At 67.2% G+C, this 14,925-nt stretch carries 15 protein-coding genes and 6 tRNA genes; 17 read left to right on the forward strand and 4 right to left on the reverse strand.

The genetic code is table 11. The features are described 5' to 3' along the window. Positions 1-232 (forward strand): HNH endonuclease (locus J2X01_RS15610; RefSeq protein ID WP_310059352.1); only part of this gene is annotated, 232 nt, incomplete at its 5' end. Between the two features lie 373 nt (positions 233-605). On the opposite strand, the gene J2X01_RS15615 is transcribed toward J2X01_RS15610, so the two are convergent. Together J2X01_RS15615 and J2X01_RS15620 are read right to left on the reverse strand one after the other, a co-directional pair. Further along, on the reverse strand, positions 606-1,454 hold the full coding sequence (locus J2X01_RS15615; RefSeq protein WP_310059353.1) for a cytochrome: 849 nt from the start codon (positions 1,452-1,454) through the stop codon (positions 606-608). 106 nt (positions 1,455-1,560) lie between these two features. Next, positions 1,561-1,632: transfer RNA gene (locus J2X01_RS15620), tRNA-Val, on the reverse strand. 318 nt (positions 1,633-1,950) lie between these two features. On the opposite strand from J2X01_RS15620, the gene J2X01_RS15625 reads away from it, so the two are divergent. The 6 genes from J2X01_RS15625 (at position 1,951) to J2X01_RS15650 (ending at position 3,015) form a co-directional block, all read left to right on the forward strand. After that, positions 1,951-2,023 (forward strand) — tRNA-Gly (locus J2X01_RS15625). Between the two features lie 45 nt (positions 2,024-2,068). After that, positions 2,069-2,139 (forward strand) — tRNA-Cys (locus J2X01_RS15630). Positions 2,140-2,178: 39 nt separating this feature from the next. After that, positions 2,179-2,253: transfer RNA gene (locus J2X01_RS15635), tRNA-Val, on the forward strand. Positions 2,254-2,309: 56 nt separating this feature from the next. After that, a tRNA-Gly gene (locus tag J2X01_RS15640) sits at positions 2,310-2,382 on the forward strand. A 38-nt stretch (positions 2,383-2,420) separates the two neighbouring features. Next, positions 2,421-2,495, forward strand: a tRNA-Val gene (locus J2X01_RS15645). A gap of 241 nt (positions 2,496-2,736) precedes the next feature. Beyond that, positions 2,737-3,015 (forward strand): antitoxin, encoded by a 279-nt coding sequence (locus J2X01_RS15650; protein ID WP_310059354.1) that lies wholly within the window; start codon positions 2,737-2,739, stop codon positions 3,013-3,015. Between the two features lie 202 nt (positions 3,016-3,217). On the opposite strand, the gene zapE is transcribed toward J2X01_RS15650, so the two are convergent. After that, entirely contained in the window at positions 3,218-4,255 is a 1,038-nt protein-coding gene (zapE, locus tag J2X01_RS15655; RefSeq protein WP_310059355.1) for a cell division protein ZapE, read from the reverse strand. 228 nt (positions 4,256-4,483) lie between these two features. Between zapE and J2X01_RS15660 the strand changes: the two genes are divergently transcribed. The 3 genes from J2X01_RS15660 to ybaK are packed head-to-tail and all read left to right on the forward strand — an operon-like array spanning position 4,484 to position 6,457. Further along, entirely contained in the window at positions 4,484-5,401 is a 918-nt protein-coding gene (locus J2X01_RS15660) for a sulfurtransferase (RefSeq protein ID WP_310059356.1), read from the forward strand. A gap of 51 nt (positions 5,402-5,452) precedes the next feature. Beyond that, the gene (locus J2X01_RS15665) at positions 5,453-5,908 is read left to right on the forward strand and encodes a SufE family protein (RefSeq protein ID WP_310059358.1); all 456 of its coding nucleotides are present in this window, start codon (positions 5,453-5,455) and stop codon (positions 5,906-5,908) included. A gap of 48 nt (positions 5,909-5,956) precedes the next feature. Further along, a complete protein-coding gene (gene ybaK, locus J2X01_RS15670) occupies positions 5,957-6,457 on the forward strand; it encodes a Cys-tRNA(Pro) deacylase (RefSeq protein ID WP_310059360.1) in 501 nt (166 codons plus the stop codon). Between the two features lie 35 nt (positions 6,458-6,492). On the opposite strand, the gene J2X01_RS15675 is transcribed toward ybaK, so the two are convergent. Beyond that, a complete protein-coding gene (locus J2X01_RS15675) occupies positions 6,493-7,785 on the reverse strand; it encodes an alpha/beta hydrolase family protein (protein WP_310059526.1) in 1,293 nt (430 codons plus the stop codon). A 260-nt stretch (positions 7,786-8,045) separates the two neighbouring features. Between J2X01_RS15675 and J2X01_RS15680 the strand changes: the two genes are divergently transcribed. From J2X01_RS15680 to J2X01_RS15710, 7 genes are all read left to right on the forward strand, one after another. After that, positions 8,046-8,534, forward strand: coding sequence for a hypothetical protein (locus J2X01_RS15680; protein WP_310059364.1), 489 nt, complete (start codon positions 8,046-8,048; stop codon positions 8,532-8,534). Between the two features lie 14 nt (positions 8,535-8,548). Continuing rightward, positions 8,549-9,064 (forward strand): peptide-methionine (R)-S-oxide reductase MsrB, encoded by a 516-nt coding sequence (gene msrB, locus J2X01_RS15685; RefSeq protein WP_310059366.1) that lies wholly within the window; start codon positions 8,549-8,551, stop codon positions 9,062-9,064. Between the two features lie 197 nt (positions 9,065-9,261). Next, on the forward strand, positions 9,262-10,671 hold the full coding sequence (locus tag J2X01_RS15690) for a DUF6421 family protein (RefSeq protein WP_310059368.1): 1,410 nt from the start codon (positions 9,262-9,264) through the stop codon (positions 10,669-10,671). Then, the gene (locus J2X01_RS15695; RefSeq protein WP_310059369.1) at positions 10,668-11,453 is read left to right on the forward strand and encodes an SDR family NAD(P)-dependent oxidoreductase; all 786 of its coding nucleotides are present in this window, start codon (positions 10,668-10,670) and stop codon (positions 11,451-11,453) included. The genes J2X01_RS15690 and J2X01_RS15695 overlap by 4 nt, the downstream gene beginning before the upstream one ends. 56 nt (positions 11,454-11,509) lie before the next feature. Beyond that, positions 11,510-12,598, forward strand: coding sequence for a threonine aldolase family protein (locus J2X01_RS15700; RefSeq protein ID WP_310059529.1), 1,089 nt, complete (start codon positions 11,510-11,512; stop codon positions 12,596-12,598). 82 nt (positions 12,599-12,680) lie between these two features. Continuing rightward, positions 12,681-13,328 carry a DUF3000 domain-containing protein gene (locus J2X01_RS15705; RefSeq protein ID WP_310059371.1) on the forward strand — a complete coding sequence of 216 codons (648 nt, stop codon included), beginning with the start codon at positions 12,681-12,683 and terminating at the stop codon, positions 13,326-13,328. A 97-nt stretch (positions 13,329-13,425) separates the two neighbouring features. After that, entirely contained in the window at positions 13,426-14,808 is a 1,383-nt protein-coding gene (locus J2X01_RS15710; protein ID WP_310059372.1) for an HRDC domain-containing protein, read from the forward strand. Positions 14,809-14,925 lie beyond the last annotated feature (117 nt).

Genomic DNA, 14,925 nt, shown 5'->3' on the forward strand with positions numbered 1-14,925 from the left:
AACCTGGTGCGAAGCACACCACATCGACTACTGGTCCCGCGGCGGAACAACCGGCACGGAAAACGGCGTGCTTCTTTGTTCCCACCACCACCACGCGATCCACAAGGAACAATGGACCATCCAGCTCCAAAGCGGCGTCCCCTGGTTCATCCCGCCACCCCACATCGACCCGCGCCGACAACCCAGACGCAACTACTACTTCCACCCCACAGACCTCAACACCGCCGCCTGACCGGGGCCGAACGCAGCACGGGGCCTGGGTGCGTTTGCGACTGATCCCGGCGCCGGCAAAGGACGTGGCCGAAGGCCCGGGAACGGTAGCAGGAACCGCTATCGGTCATCACCCGCTGAATCTTCACCCCGTGGGCGGCGACGACGGCAATGGCCTTGGTCATGACGGCCGAGGTGGTGGCCTGGGATTCATCGGGCAGGATCTCGGAGTCCACGTAGCGGGAATGGTCGTCGACGGCGTCGTGGATGAAGGAGTAGCACTGACCTGGCCGCGGACCGTGCGGTGGCCCTGGGCGCGGTTCCGTGCCCGGGAGGACGCGGGCCTACTGCTGCGGTCCGCCAGCCCGGCTTCGCCCGATTCGCCGTAGCAACAGTTAGCGCGAAATTGGCGGCGGAGCCAGCGGGAGCAGCGCCGCTCCTGCGGCAGTGGTGTCGGCGGACATTTCCCAGACACGGCGCAGGGCGCAGAACTTCCACCAGTGGTGCTTCAGGACGTCCGGGTTGGCCCGCAGCGGTCGAACTTCGGTCTGTCCGATCGCAACCGCCAGCAGGATCGGGGATTCACCGTGCTGCCAGGCCTCCCACTCCCCTGCCACCGGATCCACCAGGCTTTCCTCGGCCTTCATTCCGGCGACGAGCTGCATAACCACTTTGTCATCCAGGGGTTTGACGGTGCCGTCACGGCTGGTGCCCTTGGTCTTGTAGTCAATGAGGCACGTCCGGCCGTTGATCCTGGCGACAAGGTCCAGGGTGCCGGCGTAGCCGACAGTCTTGTTCCAGACTGTGATTTCCGGGGCGATCGGCTCCACCTGGAAGAGCTCCCACCACTCGTCAAAGCGGGCCGCAAAGGCTTCTTCACCATTGGCGGCAAGGGCCTCGCGGGTTTCCTTCATCTCGTGCGGACGACCCAGGGCGCGCAGGGCGACCTGCTCGCAGTAGTTGTGCACCCGGTCACCGCGCTTCGCCGCGTCGTCGCGGTAGGTCTCGGCGGCCTTGGCCGCACGGCTCACCGCCTGGCGCACCTTGGCCGGGCTCCCCAGGATGCCGGGCAGCGTCGGATCCTGGGCAAGGCTGTTGGCGCCCATGTACCCGAACCAGCCGTCCAAACCATGGGGCTGCTGACCGATCACGGTGGTAATGGAGGGGACAGAAAATTGCTCCGATGTGGAGCGCGCATACATCCGGCCATGGTCCGTGGCGTGGGCAAGAAGTGGGGCGGTCATAAGAAGACCCTTTCACGGGGGTATGACAGTGGTGAAAACAGCAGGCCAACTGCACTAACAAGAATGGTCCGCCCCGCTCGGTGAGCGGAACGGACCATCTATGGGGTGGGCGATACTGGGTTCGAACCAGTGACCTCTTCGGTGTGAACGAAGCGCGCTACCACTGCGCCAATCGCCCCAATGCCATTGAATGCTAGCCCACCCCGGCGGAATATAGAAATCGGAGCGCTGCATTGCGCATGGGACACCCAAATACGTCTTCCGGTGTTGAACCGACCTACCTCCGGCAGACCTCCGCCACCACGCTGGGCCGCCCGCGAAATGCACTCTAATTACATCCTTGTAATTAGCTGGAACCGCTAGAACTCAACGATGCAGCGCTCCCGTCGCCCGGCATCGCCGTCTCGATTTGTAAGTTCCCAGAACCTCCTATAGAGTTCTTACTCGTTGGAACGCGAGGAATTGCCGATTGCGGCGGGGAATTGCAGACAATACTGCGGACGTAGCTCAGCTGGTAGAGCACCACCTTGCCAAGGTGGATGTCGCGAGTTCGAATCTCGTCGTCCGCTCGCAGGACACTGTCACGGTAAGGTTCTTCGGAATCCTATCTACACGGTGGGTTGGCCGAGAGGCGAGGCAGCGGCCTGCAAAGCCGTATACACGGGTTCGAATCCCGTACCCACCTCGGTGAAAACCCTGGTTTCCGGTCTAGGTCGGATACAAGGGGCGATTGGCGCAGCGGTAGCGCGCTTCCCTGACACGGAAGAGGTCACTGGTTCGATCCCAGTATCGCCCACCAGAGCAAGGCAACTTGCTTGATGCAGTACCACCGGCCCAGCCGGCATGGACTAAAATGCGGACGTAGCTCAGCTGGTAGAGCACCACCTTGCCAAGGTGGATGTCGCGAGTTCGAATCTCGTCGTCCGCTCTCTTCAATACAACTCCACTCCGGATCCTTCCGGTTGCGGGCGATTGGCGCAGCGGTAGCGCGCTTCCCTGACACGGAAGAGGTCACTGGTTCGATCCCAGTATCGCCCACCACAAGAGCAGCTCCCCGGAGCTGCTTTTTTTATGCCACGCCGCGCGCTGCCACTCCGCCCTCCCCCAGCCGCCCCGGGACTGTTCCCAGGCGCTCGTCCTCGCGGGAGTCCGGGTCCTTGTACCCTTGCCCCGGGCCAAAGTTCTTTACCCTGTGGGCGTACACCCTTGGCACCCCCGCCACCTCCCGCTAGGGTGGAAAGCGCTAGGAGCGATCTGGCTCCGCGACCGAAGGGAGGTGCCCGTGGGTCTTCTTGACGATCTAAAGGGCAAGGCTCAGCAAATCATTGGTGGCAACGAAGAAGCCATCAAGGACGGTATCGAAAAGGCCGGCGATTTCGTCGACTCCAAGACCGGCGGAAAGCACGCCGACAAGATCGATGCCGTTCAGCGGGGCGCCTCCGACTTCGTGGACAAGGCGAACGACCGGCCGAACGCGGCCCCCGTCGCCGATGAGACTCCCGTAGCCGGGGAGCCCCCGGTACCTCCGGTAACCGGGGAACCCCGCCAGCCAGGCCTCTGACCCAGATACGTCAGCGAGGTGCCGGTCCCGCCGAGAGGCGGCGCCGGCACCTCCGGCGTTTAACGGCACCGTACGTCGCCGGCTCCAAGCGCCAGCGGGCTGCTAAACCGAACGGCTCTTAACGAAGCAACGCGGGGTCACGTGCAGCCCATCCGGTGCTTGGCGGATGGACTGCAAGTGAGCCCGCGTTGCTTTCTGCGTGTCAGGACGGTTCGTGGTTCTGGCCCTCGCGGGCCAGGGCGGTGAGCCGCGAGACGGCCCGGAAGTACTTCTTTGTGTACCCGCCGGTCATCATTTCCTCGGTGAAGAGCTGGTCGAACGGCACGCCGCTGGCCAGGATCGGCACGTCCTTGTCATAAAGCCGGTCCGCGAGCACCACGAAGCGCAGCGCGACGGCTTGCTCGGTGATGGTGTGGACGTTTTTCCAGACGACGCCTTCGATCCCGTCCAGCAACTGGCGGTACCGGCTCGGGTGGACGCCGGCCAGGTGGTTGATCAGGGTGCTGAACTCATCGCGTGCCACCGTCTTGCCGTGGAACTCGTTCTGCATGTGGTGCGTCAGCTGCTCGTTCGGCAGCGGCTGCGGTGCAGCGGGAAGGCCGCGGTGGCGGAAGTCCTCGCCGTCGATCCGGACGACGTCGAACTGGTCCGCCAGCACTTGGATTTCGCGGGCAAAGTCGACGGCAGCGAAGCGTCCGTCGCCGAGGGAACCGGGCAGTGTGTTGGACGTCGCCGCGAGCTTGACACCGGCGTCGGCCAGTTCGCGCATGAGCCGGGACATCAGGACAGTGTCGCCGGGATCATCCAGCTCGAATTCGTCGATGCAGACCAGCTTGTAGTGGCTCAGGGACTCGACCGTTTTCCGGAAGGAAAGCGCCCCGACCAGGTTCGTGTATTCGACGAAGGTACCGAAGGCCTTCGGCCCGGGGGTGGCATGCCAGAGCGATGCCAGCAGATGGGTCTTGCCGACGCCGAACCCGCCGTCGAGGTAGATCCCCGCCCGGGACGTGTCCTTCTTGCCGAAGAGGCGCTTGAAGAGCCCGTCGCCGTCGCGGGCTCCGACGTTGGCCGCGAAACCTTCCAGCGCCTTGACCGCGTGTGCCTGGCTGGGCTGGGACGGATCCGGCCGGTAGCTGGAAAACGAAACCTCACCGAAGCGCGGCGACGGATAAAAACCCTTGAGGAGTTCATCCACTGAAACTGCCGGGGTGCGGGCGGCGAGCTGTTCGATCTGTACCAAGGTGGTCCGTTCTGCTGGTCTCTTGTCCCCAGACAGAATACCGGCAATGCGCGGACAGCCGGTCGGCAGACGGGGACGGCTGGGCATCACGTGACGAAGACCATATTTCCGAGTGTGAACCCCGTGGAGCAATCCCGGCGGGGCGTGGCTAGTGTTGAAGCAGGCCCGGCGCCGCCTTTGAACCTTCCATGGCCCGGTCCCTGACCGTTCCAGTGAAAGGCCACCACCATGCCCTACCCCGTTGAGCAGAATGAGAAGTTCTCCGCCTACGCCCACCCCGAGCGGCTCGTGTCCACCGAGTGGCTGGCCACCGCGATCGACGACGGCGCCCTCCAGGACGGCAAGCTCGTAGTGGTCGAATCCGACGAGGACGTGCTGCTCTACGAAACCGGCCACATCCCCGGCGCGGTGAAGGTCGACTGGCACACGGACCTGAACGACGAGATCACCCGCGACTATGTCGACGGCGCTGCGTTCGCCGCCCTCGCTGCAGCCAAGGGAATCTCCCGCGACAGCACTGTCATCATCTACGGCGACAAATCGAACTGGTGGGCCGCGTACGCCCTGTGGGTCTTCACACTCTTCGGCCACGAGGATGTCCGGCTGCTCGACGGCGGCCGGGACAAGTGGATTGCCGAAGGCCGCGCCGTCACCACGGACCAGACCGCCACCAGCCCCGGCGACTACCCCGTCATCGAGCGCAACGACGCACCGATCCGCGCCTTCAAGGAAGATGTGATGGCCCACTTCGGCAAGCCGCTGATCGATGTCCGCTCCACCGAGGAGTACACCGGCCAGCGCACGCACATGCCCGCCTACCCCGAAGAAGGCACCCTGCGCGGCGGACACATCCCCACCGCCGCCTCCATCCCCTGGGCCCGGGCGGCAGCCGGAGACGGCACCTACCGGACCCGCCCCGAACTGGAGGCACTGTACCTGGGCGAGGCCGGGCTGAAGGCAGGCGACGACGTCGTGGCGTACTGCCGCATCGGCGAGCGTTCCAGCCACACCTGGTTCGCACTGAAGTACCTGCTTGGTTTCGAAACTGTCCGCAACTACGACGGCTCCTGGACCGAATGGGGCAACGCCGTCCGCGCCCCGATCGCCAAGGGCACCGAACGCGGCACGGTGCCGGCCGCGAGGTAGCGCCGGACACCGACTGGGACACAAATCGCCGCGCGTGCGAAACTGGAACCGATGAATACTACTGCCCTTCCCACCGCACTGGCGGAAATTGTTGACGACTTCCAGGCCGTCACCGAACCCGAACGGCTCCAGCTGCTGCTCGAGTTCTCCCGTGAACTGCCGGAACTCCCGGAACGGCTCAAGGACCACCCGGAGCTCATGGAGCAGGTGGTGGAGTGCCAGTCGCCGCTGTTCCTGACGATTGAAACAGAACTGTCCGACGGCGGCGCCGACAGCGTCCGGCTCTTCTTCAAGGCGCCGCCCGAGGCCCCCACCACGCGCGGCTTCGCGGGTGTGCTTCACGAGGGCCTCGACGGGCTGAGCGCTGCGGAAATCCTGGCCGTCCCGGACGACATGCCGGAGCTGCTGGGCCTCACCCGCGCCATCACGCCGCTGCGGATGCGCGGGATGACAGCGATGCTGGGCCGGATCAAGCGCAAGGTTGCCGCCCTGCCGCAGCAGCCCTGACGGTTATCCGAACAAGCAGATAACCGGGCACCCGAAGACCGGACAGCAATGGCACGCAAGCAGGCGTCACAGGGAACCCCGGCCACCGCAGCACTGGCGGCCGCCGGGGTTCCCTTCGTCGCGCGCCCCTACAGCCACGACCCGGCGGCCGCCAGTTACGGGCTGGAAGCCGCGGAGATGCTCGGCGTCGATCCGTCCCGGGTGTTCAAAACCCTCATGGTCGACGTCGACGGCCGCCTCGCCGTCGGCGTCGTGCCGGTGAACGGAAACCTGGACCTCAAGGCGATGGCGGCCGCGCTGGGCGGCAAGAAGGCGGCGCTGGCGGACCCGGCTGCCGCCGAGCGCCGCACCGGCTATGTGCTGGGCGGCATTTCCCCGTTGGGACAGCGGCAGCCCTCCCCCACCGTTGTCGATGACAGCGCCCTGGGCCTGGACACGATCCTGGTCTCCGGCGGGCGGCGCGGGCTGGATATCGAGTTGAGCCCGGCCGAACTGGTCCGGCTCACCGGGGCACGCACCGCCAGGATCGGCACCCGCAGGAACCAGTAGGCCGCCCCGCTGCCCGGGTTAGTTGCCCGGGCGAGTTATGCCGCCGGGCCGGGCTCCCCCGGAGCGAATTCTCCCGCCTGGGGCTGTTGGGGATCCGGCTGGCCCGGATTCAGGCGGGGCGCGAGCTGCTGCCCGAGCCAGGCTGTGACCAGCCGCTCCCAGCGTTCCGGATCCACGTTCCATTCCTTGGTGTGCCGCGCACGGTCGAAGGTCTCGAAGGTGACCATCTCCGGGTTTTTCTCGGCCAGGGCAGCTGACGGGCCATAGGGGACGTATTCGTCGTCGACACTGTGGATGATCAGTGTCGGTGTCCGCAGTTCGACCGCCCGGGACACCCAGTCCATCGCTTTGAGGTCCACCGGGGCGGCGAGGCCGGTCAGCCGCCTTCCGAGTTTGTGGCTCATCATCAGCTGCCCGTACCGGCCCACCGCCGAGGGAATTCGGTTGAGTTCGGCGTGGTGCGCCAGCACATTCACCCAGTTAATGACGGGCGCGTCCAGCACCATGGCCCGGATCAGGTGGTGGTACCGGGACAGGTCGGCGGTCTGGAGGCAGATTGCCCCGCCCATGGACCAGCCAAAGAGCACCACTTCCCGGGCGCCGCGCTCGAGGGCATAGCTGATGGCAGCCTCGACGTCCCGCCATTCGGTGGAGCCCAGGCCGTAGCGCCCGTCCTGCGCCGAGGGCGCCAGACCGTCATTTCGGTACGTGATCAGCAGGCTGGACATGCCCAGTTCGCGGGACGTGCGGACCGCCCGCAGGCATTCCTGCCGGCTCGCTCCACGGCCGTGCACCATGATGGCCCAGATGCCGGACTCCTGCGGGGCCCGGACCAGCCACGCCGGCGCCGTCCCGCCGTCGACGTCGACGTCCACGTCCTCCGACGGCAGGCCGATGCTGGCCGGATCCGGGTACGCCGCCCCGCTCCAGTAGCCGCGGCGCGCCGTGCCGAGATCGCCGCTGTAGACGGCCTCGACTTCGCGCTGCACCGTCCGTTCCGCCGGCGAATAGGACACGATCCGGCCGATCCGGGCGTGTCCCCGGCCGCCGTCGAAGAAGAAACCGTAGACGCCCTCGACCGTGGCCTCGGGCGTGGCGGCGAGGATGAGCTGCAGCCCCGGCCCGCCCCGGATCACAGCGAGCACTTCCTGGTCCTCGACCTTGACCCTGGCGGGAGTGATCACGCGGCGGGCGAAATAGAGGGCGAGGGCGGAGGATCCGGCGGCCAGCAGGCCAGCCGCGGCGCTGCCGCCGATGATGCCTCCAAGCGCCCACTTGGCGCTGCCCTTGACCGAGACGTCGTTCGCCGAAGCCGTAACTTCGACCATGGCGGCGCGGACCGCCTTTCCACGGGCGGTGGAGATCCGGTGCTGGTCCGGCAGGAGGCGCGGGGAGGATGCCATGGCACCATTCTTACCGAACTACCCGCCCACCGTGGCATCCGCCGGCGTCACCGGCCACCGGCGGCGGGTCCGGCCGACGGCCCGAACGTCCGTGGGCCGCCGCGCAGAACGCCCAACACCGCGACAGGCCGGCCCCCGGCGCCCCAATCCGTGCGGGCCCAACGGCGCACGACTAGGCTGGGGTCATGAGTGATCCAATCGTCATTTTGACAGAAGAGCCCCTTGGCGCGGACGACCGCGTCAACATCAAAGCCCTGCTTGCCGGGGGTGATGCACCGCTGGTGGTCCTGGTTCCGGCCAGCACGGAGCGGCACATCCTGGTGGATTTCCTGGAGAACCTGTCCCTGCTGGAAGTCTCCAAGGCCTTCCGTGAACTGACGGCACACTCCGACCCCGCCGGGGAACGCGCGGAAGCCGCCGAGACCCTGGCCGCCTCGCTGGCCGCGTTGGCCGGGCTGGGCGGCGGCGTCACCGGGGAGATCGTCGAGGGCAAGGCCGTCGACTCAATGGTCGCCCGGGTCAAGGAACTCGGCGCCGGGCAGGCCGTGGTGATCACCCGCCCGCACGCCGTCGCGGACACGTTCCACACCGACTGGGCAACCAAGGCCCAGGACAAACTGGGCCTGCCGGTCCTGCATCTGTACGCCGGATCGGGATTTATCGGGGACTCCTGAACGTTATTGAGGCTATGAGTATCTTTAGCAACCGGCCAAAAGTCACCCCTGTCGCGGCCCCCGCTGCCGAAAGCGCGCCCGGCCCCGCCGTCGGAAGCGTCCCCGGACCGGCTGGACACGCGCCCGCGGCAAAGACCGACGAGCAGTGGCGCCAGGAACTGACGCCGGAGGAATACCGTGTGCTCCGCCAGGCGGGCACCGAGCGGCCCTACACCGGCGAATATTGGGACAGCCATACCGCGGGCGTCTACCAGTGCCGCGCCTGTGGCACCGAGCTGTTCACCAGCCAGGAGAAGTTCGATTCGCACTGCGGCTGGCCCTCCTTCTGGGCCCCGCTCGCCGAGGGCACGGTCCGTTACATCCACGACCGCACGCTGGGCATGGAACGGGTGGAAGTCCGTTGCGCCAACTGTGATTCGCACCTTGGCCACGTCTTCGAGGGCGAAGGCTACGGAACGCCGACCGACCAGCGGTACTGCATCAATTCCGTCTCCTTGAAACTGGTCCCGGCGGACGCCGCCGGCCAGTAGCCGGGCGGGCAGCCGTCGCGGGCAGCCCGGGCCGGCAGCCCCGCGGCAGCTGGAGCTGACCCGGGCCGCAGCGGCCACTTGCCACAGAGTTCCTTATGCTCGAGGCAATTTTGCGTTAGGGATTCTGTTTGCTTGCTACGCTCGGCATAGAGGCTGACGAGCGACGCTCCCAGCAAACAGAAAGGTGCCCGCTGACGATGACTACCACCGCTTTCACCACCACTGCCCCGATCTCCGCCGGCTCCCCGGAGTGGCTCGAGCTCAAGGCCGCCGCCACCGCCCTGCAGGCACTCCAGGTCCAGGACGGTTCGGTCCCGGAGCCAGCCCACCACGAGGCCGCCGCGGAGTACGTCCGCACGATCACGGCATCGATCAGCGCCCTCGCACCGGCCTTTCCGCACGACGCCGACTACCTTGCCCTCCTCGTCACCGACTTCGGCCGCTGGGCCGAGGGCGGTTTCGGCGTGCCCGACTTCCTCGACTCCCTGCAGGCATTCCAGCCACAGGAGCACCGGGTGAACGGGCTGCGGCACCTCGTGGTCTTCCCGATGTACACGCAGAACGGCAGCAGCAACCGCCTGGTCGAAGCGGTGCTGATCGAGGTCATCTGGCCCGAGTTCATCGCAGGCCTCGAGCAAGGCGAATACTCCAACCGGCTCTTCGTGCCGATCCGATTCCTCGACTTCACCCCCGGCTACAACACCAACTCCGCGGTGCTGTTCCCCGAGACCGTCGCCGTACGCACCACCCCCACGTTCACCTGGGGTGCCATCTTCGCCGACCGTGAGGCGGCCCGCTTCCGCCGGGTACTCCGGGCCGCCGCGGACATTACCTCGCTGCAGCTCCCCGAAGACGCCGCCGCCCTGCTCCAAAACCAGGAGCTGACGCAGGAAACCTTCGTCATGTGGGACCTCATCCACGACCGCACCCACATGCGCGGGGACCTGCCCTTCGACCCGTTTATGATCAAGCAGCGCATGCCGTATTTCCTCTACTCCCTCGAGGAACTCCGCTGCGACCTGACCGCCTTCCGGGAATCCGTGAAGATCGAAAAGGACGAGGACGCCGACCCGGAGGCACGCCGGCACGCCAAACTTGTCCAGTTCGCCGTCATCTTTGACCGGATCTTCCGCTTCGCCATCACCGGCAGCCGCGTCCGCAACTACGACGGCCTCGGCGGCCAGCTGCTTTTCGCCTGGATGCACCAGCACCACGTCCTGAATTGGACCGACAGCAAGCTCAGCATCGACTGGGACGAAGCCGCCGACGTCGTGGTTGAACTCGGCGCAAAGATCGAGGAGCTCTACTGGCGCTCGATCGACCGCCCCAAGACGGCCCACTGGCTCGCCGCCTACGAGCTGGTCTCGGGCACCCTCACGCCCAACCCGGCGTCGGCCTGGGCCAAGGGACCGGAGGCACTGCCGCTGGCCGGGCCGCCGCGCGGCCTCACCGACCAGGTGCTCGACGACGAATTCCCGCTGTCCATGTTCTACGAGGCCCTCGAAAAGAAGATGCGCCCGGTGATCGAATCGACGGCCGGGATCACCGGCACGTCCGATACGGGTTCCGCCGCCGGCCCGGCACGCAAAGCCATGAACGCCGGATGAGCCCCGGACGCAGCTTGAACGTGCTGGTAACGGGCGGCAGCGGCCCTTCGGGGATCGCCGCCGCCCGTGCCCTGCGCAACGCCGGGCACACGGTGTTCACGGTCGGCTCCGACGGGCCCCGGATCGAGGCGGCCGCCGCGGAAGCCGGCGACGGCGTCACGCCGCTGGTCTGCGATCTCGCCAGCCTGGCCGCAGTCCGTTCACTGCACACCACCATCCACCGGCTTGCCGGATCTGGAGCTGCCGGACCTGGAACTGCCGGAAACGGCGGAGCCGTCGACGGCGTCATCCATCTGGTCGGCGGGTGGCGCGGCGCCAAGGGCATCACGGATCAGAGCGACGAGGACTGGGACTTCCTGGAACGCGGCGCCATCACCACACTGCGGAACGTCACCCGGGTCTTCTACGACGACCTCGCCGCCTCGGACACCGGGCGCTTCGCCATGGTCTCCTCCACGGCCGTGGACAGGCCGACGGCGGGCGGCGCCAGCTATGTGGCCGCCAAGGCCGCCGCCGAAGCCTGGACCCTCGCCGTCGCCGACGGCTTCCACAGCGGCCAGGCGGGCCGCCAGCAGGACCCCGTGGAACAGCACAGCGCCGCCGTGATCTTCGTCGCGAAAGCCCTCGTGGATACAGCCATGCGGGCTAAGTCCCCGGACCGCAGCTTCCCCGGATTCACCGACGTGGAGGACCTCGCCGCGGCCGCCGCCGGACTGTTCAGCTCACCCGCGGCGGAACTCAACGGCCGGCGGCTGCTGCTGGGCCCCGGGCCCACGCCGTGAGCCCGGGCACTGAACTTCGCCCCGGACATCCTTAGACTGAAAGCGTGAGCAAATCGATGACAAGCACAGTTGAAACCGCCCGTGCCGGCACCGCGGCGCGGCTCCACGATCCCTCCGTCCGCGGCTTCGCCTCCGACAACTACTCGGGCGTCCACCCCGAGGTGCTGGCCGCCCTGGCCGCCGCCAACGAGGGCCACCAGGTCTCCTACGGTGAGGACGACTACACCGCCCGGCTGCAGCAGCTGATGGAGCAGCACTTCGGCGACGGGATCGAATGCTTCCCGGTCTTCAACGGCACCGGCGCCAATGTGCTCTCGCTGCAGTCCCTGCTGCCGCGCTGGGGCGCCGTGGTCTGCGCCTCAACCGCCCACATCAACATGGACGAGAACGGCGCACCGGAGCGGATCGGCGGCATCAAACTGCTCCAGGTTCCCACGAAAGACGGCAAGCTCACCCCCGAGCTGATCGACCAGGAAGCCTGGGGCTGGGGCGACGAGCACCGGGCCCAGCCACTGGCCGTGTCCATCACGCAGACCACCGAGCTCGGCACCTGCTACACACCGGACGAAGTCCGGGCCATCGCTGAGCATGTCCACTCCAAAGGCATGAAGCTGCACATGGACGGCGCCCGGCTGGCCAACGCCGCCGCCCACCTGAACGTGCCGCTGCGGGAGTTCACCCGCGACGCCGGCGTCGACATCCTCTCCTTTGGTGGCACCAAGAACGGACTGCTGTTCGGAGAGGTCGTTGTCGCGCTCAACCCGGCCGCCGCCCAGGGGCTGGTCTACCTGCGCAAGATGAACATGCAGCTGGCCTCCAAGATGCGCTTTATGTCCGCGCAGTTCATTGCCCTGCTCGAGGGTGACCTCTGGCTGCGCTCCGCCTCGCACGCCAACGCCATGGCGTCCCGGCTCCGTGCCGGCGTCGAATCCATCCCCGGCGTCGAACTAAGCCAGAAGACGGAATCCAACGGCGTGTTCGCGATCCTGCCGGCCGGAGTGGCAGACCGGCTGCGCGCGTCGTTCCGGTTCTACGACTGGAACGAGGCGGCCCGTGAGGTCCGCTGGATGTGCTCCTTCGACACCACCGAGGCCGACGTTGACTCCTTCATCGCCGCCATCAAGCGCGAACTCGCTGCCGGCTGACCCGCGTGCCCGGCGCAAGCCCGGCCGGGCAGTTGCGGCGAGCCTGCCGGGCTTGGGAGCGCGCCTTGCATAATCTTCCAGAGTGAACGCACTCGATCAGGTTCCGGCAGACTTTATCTTTGCCTTGGGAACCCTTCGGCAAGCACGAACCCGCGCTGAACTGCGTCTGGAGGAGATCCCGGCACCGGCGCGGCTGGCACCCTTCGCCGTCGCGCTCGGGGCGGAAGTCATCGCCGCCGGCGAACCGGCACCCTCCGGAGCCGTCCACGGCCCGGCGGCCGCGGCCCTGGCACGTGCTTCCGGCAGCGATGACATCGAACTGGCCACCGGCCGCTTCATCCTGCTGCACGATCCCGACGGCTCCGACGTCTGGGAGGGTGAATTCCGGATCGTCACCTACATCCGCGCCCAGTTGGAGCCGGAAATGGGCAATGACGAAATGCTCGGCCCGGTCGCCTGGGCGTGGCTCGTCGAGGCGCTGGAAAACCATGCCGCACCGTACCGCGCTGCCGGGGGCACCGCGACGCGGGTGCTTTCCGAAAGCTTCGGCACCCTCGCGGACCGGCCCAACTCCATCGACATTGAGCTCCGGGCATCATGGACGCCGGCTTCCCCTGACATCACCTCGCACCTCGAGGCGTGGTCGGACATGGTCTGCACCTTCGCCGGCCTCCCCCCGCTGCCGGAAGGCGTCACCCCGCTGCCCCGCTGGCGACGCGGACTGCCCTGAAATGGACCTGATCCTGGACCGTAGCGCCAGCGCCATCCGCTTCGTTTTGGCACAGGCGCGGCCCGCAACACTGTGTTGTCGCTAAACTGAAGTCATCATGACCCCTCATATTCCGGAAACCACGACGGCCGGCGCCGTACCAATCAAAACAGAGGCCGCTGACACTACAGCCCACATCGCGGTGGACGGCTTCGACAGCCTGGTCCCCGAGGTCATCGACCTCGATGCCCCCCGCGACGGTGTGCCGCTCGTCATTGAAACAATGTCAGGCCTGCAGCGCTGCGCCGCGGCCCTCGCCGCAGGACACGGACCCGCGGGGGTTGACGCCGAACGCGCCTCCGGCTTCCGCTACGGCCAGCGCGCCTTCCTGGTCCAGATCCGCCGTGAGGGTTCCGGCACCTGGCTGATCGATCCGGAACCCTTCGACGACCTGCGAATCGTCAACGACGCCCTGCGCGGCGTGGAATGGATCCTGCACGCTGCCAGCCAGGACCTGCCCTGCCTGTCCGAACTCGGCATGTGGCCGGACAAACTCTTCGACACCGAACTCGCCGCCCGCCTCGCCGGCTTGCCCCGCGTGGGCCTCGCCGCCGTGATCGAACAGCTCCTGGGCTTTGGCCTCGCCAAGGAACACTCCGCCGCCGACTGGTCCACCCGGCCGCTGCCGGAGCCCTGGCTGCGCTACGCCGCCCTCGACGTCGAGGTCCTCACCGAACTGCGCGAGGAACTCATCGAACTCCTCGTGGCCGACGGCAAGCTGGACTACGCCGAACAGGAATTCGCTGCCATCCTCGACGCCGGGCAGGCACCGCCTCGCGTCGACCCGTGGCGCAAGACGTCCGGACTGCACCAGATCCGCGACCGTCGCCAACTGGCGGCGGTCCGCGAACTGTGGCTCGAACGCGACTCGCTGGCGCAGAAGCGCGACGTCGCCCCCGGCCGGCTGATCCCCGACTCCGCACTGGTCGCCGCCGCCAAGGCCATGCCCACCACCGTGCCGCAACTGCTCGGCACCAAGGGCTTCCACGGCCGTGCAGCCCAGCGCGAGGCGCCGCGGTGGCTGCGCTGTATCAGCACCGCCCGGACCCTCGAGGAACTCCCGCCCCTGCACCTGCCCACGAACGCTCCCCCGCCCCCGCGTGTGTGGGCCGACCGGGACCCGGAGGCCGCCGCACGGCTCGCCACCGCCCGCCCCGCGCTGCAGGCCAGGGCCGAGGAGCTGAACATGCCGGTGGAGAACCTGCTGACGCCGGATTACCTCCGCCGCGTCTCCTGGCGCCCGCCGCTCGAGTCCACCGAGGAAGGCATCGCGGAGGAGTTGGCGAACCTTGGCGCGCGCCAGTGGCAGATTGAACTCGCCGCGCCGCTCATCGCCACAGCGTTCCAGCACCCGCAACCACTGCCGGCCAAGGAAGCCAAAGCCGCACCGGACAAAACTGGCGTCACGACTGCCGCGGAAGCACCGGACACAGCGCACTAGGCCGCGACCGGCCCGCGGAACGTCACCCGGCGGCACCGCCGCCGGACTCCTTGCCAGCTATGTTACTGGCTAGTAACATGGTCTCTGATGTCGCCCGACTCCGTCGCCTCTGGGCTC

Source organism: Arthrobacter ginsengisoli (assembly GCF_031456935.1).
GTDB classification, from domain to species: Bacteria; Actinomycetota; Actinomycetes; order Actinomycetales; family Micrococcaceae; genus Arthrobacter; species Arthrobacter ginsengisoli.

What these genes read in the sequence shown, in the direction of transcription:
- J2X01_RS15615 (WP_310059353.1), bottom strand. Translation starts at nt 1,454, where the DNA reads ATGACCGCCCCACTTCTTGCCCACGCCACGGACCATGGCCGGATGTAT.
- J2X01_RS15660 (WP_310059356.1), top strand. Translation starts at nt 4,484, where the DNA reads ATGCCCTACCCCGTTGAGCAGAATGAGAAGTTCTCCGCCTACGCCCAC.
- J2X01_RS15665 (WP_310059358.1), top strand. Translation starts at nt 5,453, where the DNA reads ATGAATACTACTGCCCTTCCCACCGCACTGGCGGAAATTGTTGACGAC.
- ybaK (WP_310059360.1), top strand. Translation starts at nt 5,957, where the DNA reads ATGGCACGCAAGCAGGCGTCACAGGGAACCCCGGCCACCGCAGCACTG.
- J2X01_RS15675 (WP_310059526.1), bottom strand. Translation starts at nt 7,785, where the DNA reads ATGGTCGAAGTTACGGCTTCGGCGAACGACGTCTCGGTCAAGGGCAGC.
- J2X01_RS15680 (WP_310059364.1), top strand. Translation starts at nt 8,046, where the DNA reads ATGAGTGATCCAATCGTCATTTTGACAGAAGAGCCCCTTGGCGCGGAC.
- msrB (WP_310059366.1), top strand. Translation starts at nt 8,549, where the DNA reads ATGAGTATCTTTAGCAACCGGCCAAAAGTCACCCCTGTCGCGGCCCCC.
- J2X01_RS15690 (WP_310059368.1), top strand. Translation starts at nt 9,262, where the DNA reads ATGACTACCACCGCTTTCACCACCACTGCCCCGATCTCCGCCGGCTCC.
- J2X01_RS15695 (WP_310059369.1), top strand. Translation starts at nt 10,668, where the DNA reads ATGAGCCCCGGACGCAGCTTGAACGTGCTGGTAACGGGCGGCAGCGGC.
- J2X01_RS15700 (WP_310059529.1), top strand. Translation starts at nt 11,510, where the DNA reads ATGACAAGCACAGTTGAAACCGCCCGTGCCGGCACCGCGGCGCGGCTC.
- J2X01_RS15710 (WP_310059372.1), top strand. Translation starts at nt 13,426, where the DNA reads ATGACCCCTCATATTCCGGAAACCACGACGGCCGGCGCCGTACCAATC.